This is a genomic window from Citrobacter sp. wls827 (assembly GCF_005280875.1).
Lineage (GTDB): Bacteria > Pseudomonadota > Gammaproteobacteria > Enterobacterales > Enterobacteriaceae > Citrobacter > Citrobacter youngae.
Genome location: NZ_SZWR01000017.1, coordinates 488,688 through 491,402, shown reverse-complemented (window position 1 = coordinate 491,402; position 2,715 = coordinate 488,688). Strand labels below are relative to the sequence as shown.

Here is a 2,715-nt window from a genome sequence, read left to right as displayed (position 1 = left end):
CGGGTGCCGGATAAGACGCGGTCGCATCCGGCACGCCATTACTAAGATTGCAATTGATAATCCAGCGTAATTTCCGCTTTCAGAACCTGCGACACCGGGCATCCGGCTTTCGCTTTCTGAATAATGCCGTCAAACGTAGCGGCGTCTATCCCCGGAACGCTCACCTGGCTGTGTAACGCCACTTTGGTGATAGCAAAACCGGCATCCACCTTATCCAGAGAAACATCGGCAGTCGTATCAATGGCATCTGGCGTAAAACCTGCTTCGCCCAGCATCAACGACAGTGCCATCGAGAAGCAGGCAGCATGTGCTGCACCAATCAACTCTTCAGGGTTAGTGCCTTTGACGCCTTCAAAACGTGTATTAAATCCATACGGTTGCTGGTTAAGTACGCCACTTTCGGTCGACACGGTCCCTTTACCGCGTTTAATGTCGCCTTCCCAGTGGGCCTGACCTTTCTTATGGATAGTCATTACCGCTCTCCTGTGTTGTCATCGGAGTAACAAGTATAGGCCTCATGGGAAAATGCATGACCATAATGGAAAGTTCTGCATTTCCTGCTTAAGCATTGACCTTTCAGATAAAATGACCGACCATCCAGAGAGCCGTTAGTTTACTCATCGGCTTTTTGTCAGGTTGTATTTCGTCCGTTCTTACGCGGGCTCGCCCTTGAAACCAGTAACAGGATTAAGGAGTTAGAATGAAATCGAACCGTCAGGCCCGTCATATTCTTGGACTGGACCACAAAATCTCCAATCAACGTAAAGTCGTGACCGAAGGCGACAAATCCAGCGTGGTCAACAATCCTACCGGAAGAAAACGCCGCGCTGACAGCAAATAGTTTCCCGCACGACATACTGATTAAAGAGATAAACACCATTGCAACCGCAGTGGTGTTTTTGCTTATAAAACCCCTTAACCCATTCACAATGCTTTATACTTCGCCCGTTTCCCTGGCGGACAGGCCCTATACGATCATAAAGAGTGCCAGGGACGGTTATTCAAAAAAGAGTGAGTGACATGGAAAACGAAACTAAAAAACTGCGTTCCCTTTACATCCCTTACGCTGGCCCGGTACTGCTGGAATTCCCTTTACTGAATAAAGGGAGCGCTTTCAGTGTGGAAGAACGCCGTAACTTCAACCTGCTGGGGTTACTGCCGGAAGTGGTCGAGACGATTGAAGAACAGGCTGAACGTGCCTGGATCCAATATCAGGGATTCAAAACCGAAATCGATAAACATATTTACCTGCGCAACATCCAGGATACCAACGAAACCCTGTTCTATCGACTGGTGCATAATCATCTTGATGAGATGATGCCGGTTATCTACACCCCAACGGTAGGCGCGGCCTGTGAGCGTTTCTCTGAGATCTATCGTCGCGCCCGCGGCGTGTTTATCTCGTATCAGAACCGTCACAACATGGACGATATTCTGCAAAACGTCCCGAACCACAATATCAAAGTCATCGTTGTCACCGACGGTGAACGCATCCTTGGTCTTGGCGATCAGGGGATCGGCGGGATGGGTATTCCAATCGGTAAGCTGTCGCTGTATACCGCGTGTGGCGGGATTAGTCCGGCTTACACTCTGCCGGTGGTACTTGACGTCGGGACCAACAACCAGCAATTGCTGAACGATCCGCTGTACATGGGGTGGCGTAATCCGCGCATTACTGATGATGAATACTACGAATTTGTTGATGAATTCATCCAGGCCGTGAAGCATCGCTGGCCTGATGTGCTGTTGCAGTTTGAAGATTTCGCGCAGAAAAACGCCATGCCGCTCCTGACCCGTTATCGCGATGAAATTTGCTCATTCAACGACGATATTCAGGGCACCGCAGCGGTTACCGTCGGTACGCTGATTGCGGCCAGCCGTGCAGCCGGCAGCCAGTTGAGCGAGCAGAACATTGTTTTCCTTGGGGCGGGTTCCGCCGGTTGCGGGATTGCCGAGCAGATCATCGCGCAAATCCAGCGTGAAGGTTTAAGCGAAGAAGCCGCGCGTCAACGCGTGTTCATGGTCGATCGCTTCGGCCTGTTAACCGACAAAATGCCGAACCTGCTCTCCTTCCAGACCAAACTGGTGCAAAAACGCGAAAATCTTCAGCACTGGGATACACAAGAAGATGTGCTGTCGTTGCTTGACGTGGTCCGCAACGTTAAACCTGACATCCTGATCGGGGTTTCCGGACAGGTTGGCCTGTTTACTGAAGAGATCATTCGCGAAATGCACAAGCATTGTCCGCGTCCGATCGTTATGCCGCTGTCTAACCCGACCTCGCGCGTTGAAGCCACGCCACAGGATATTATCGCCTGGACCGAAGGTAACGCGCTGGTTGCCACCGGCAGCCCGTTCGCCCCGGTCGCCTGGAAAGATAAAATCTACCCGATTGCCCAGTGTAATAACGCGTACATCTTCCCGGGTATCGGCCTTGGCGTGATAGCCTCTGGCGCCAAACGCATCACCGATGAAATGCTGATGTCGGCCAGCGAAACGCTGGCGCAGTACTCACCGCTGGTGCTGAACGGTGAAGGACTGGTGTTACCGGAACTGAAAGATATTCAGACCGTTTCCCGCGCCATTGCCTTTGCCGTCGGTAAAATGGCCCAGCAGCAAGGCGTGGCGGTGAAAACCTCCGCTGAAGCGCTGCAGCAGGCAATCGACGAGAATTTCTGGCAGGCGGAATATCGCGACTACCGTCGTACTTCTATT

Annotated in this window: 3 protein-coding genes; 2 read left to right on the top strand and 1 reads right to left on the bottom strand. The window is 51.8% G+C overall.

Annotated features, from left to right (window positions below):
• Nucleotides 1-41: 41 nt before the first annotated feature.
• Nucleotides 42-473 carry an OsmC family protein gene (locus tag FDX03_RS12895; protein WP_137346012.1) on the bottom strand — a complete coding sequence of 144 codons (432 nt, stop codon included), beginning with the start codon at nucleotides 471-473 and terminating at the stop codon, nucleotides 42-44.
• A 227-nt stretch (nucleotides 474-700) separates the two neighbouring features.
• Between FDX03_RS12895 and sra the strand changes: the two genes are divergently transcribed.
• Nucleotides 701-841, top strand: coding sequence for a stationary-phase-induced ribosome-associated protein (gene sra / locus FDX03_RS12890; RefSeq protein ID WP_005126806.1), 141 nt, complete (start codon nucleotides 701-703; stop codon nucleotides 839-841).
• Between the two features lie 179 nt (nucleotides 842-1,020).
• Nucleotides 1,021-2,715, top strand: a 1,695-nt coding sequence (locus tag FDX03_RS12885; RefSeq protein ID WP_048211651.1) for a malate dehydrogenase, incomplete at its 3' end; no start/stop codon positions are given.